Origin of the sequence: Teichococcus deserti, assembly GCF_001982615.1 — a bacterium.
Lineage (GTDB): Bacteria > Pseudomonadota > Alphaproteobacteria > Acetobacterales > Acetobacteraceae > Pseudoroseomonas > Pseudoroseomonas deserti.
On record NZ_MLCO01000552.1, the window covers coordinates 1 to 840 of the forward strand.

The window sequence follows — 840 nt, forward strand, 5'->3', positions numbered from 1 at the left end:
TGTTTGGTCGGTCGAAGTGATGTTTATTGGGTTGTTGTGGTGTGACTGCACGTGCGACCACCGAGAGCTACGCGCGTAAGATCGTCGGCAGCGTCAGATGTGGATAAGTGACAGGCTTGCTGCCCGTCAGTACTCGAATTCGTAGGACAGCCCGACCCTTTCCCCCGACTCCCCCCCCGTCGAGCTTTCGAGCTTGAGCCTTGGGGTGATCTCCACCTGAACGCTGGCGCGGGGCCCACCATCGGTGCCCTGCTCGACGCCGACATAGACGCCCTGGCCGACATAGCCGCCGGCCTGGACGGAGGGATTTTCCAGCCCCCCCTGGCTGTTGCCGACCCCCAGCCGATCCAGCCCCAGCCGGTCGGCGATGCGCCCGAGGAAGCCGCGCGACCCGCCCGGCGCCATGCCGGCCAGGTTGGCGACGCCGCCGGCCAGCTGGGCGATTTCCAGCGGTGACAGCTTGTCGACCGAGCGGTTGAACAGCAGCCGGGCCAGCACTTCGTCCTGCGGCAGCTCGGGCTCGGAGGTGAAGGCGATGGTCGGCTTGGCCGGCTCGCCGGTGATGGTGACGGTGATGGTGACGCCCTGGGTGGTGGTGCTGGCGGCGAAGTCCAGGCTGGGCATCAGGCTGCCGTCGAAGTTCAGGTCGCCCTTGCTGAAGGTCAGCCGGCGGTCGAGCAGCTGGAAGGTGCCGCGGCGCAGGTTGAAGCCGCCCTGGGGCTGCGGATCGGCCGCGGTGCCGCCGACGCGCAGGGTGCCGCCGAGCTCGGCATCCAGGCCGCGGCCGCGCACCAGGATGGATTGCGGCGCCTCGACGGTGACATTCAGCGCGATCGGGGG

1 protein-coding gene is annotated in these 840 nt (G+C 68.6%); it reads right to left on the reverse strand.

The features are described 5' to 3' along the window. Nucleotides 1-126 precede the first annotated feature (126 nt). The coding region (locus tag BKE38_RS29995) for a translocation/assembly module TamB domain-containing protein (protein WP_207553743.1) at nt 127-840 on the reverse strand (714 nt) is incomplete at its 5' end.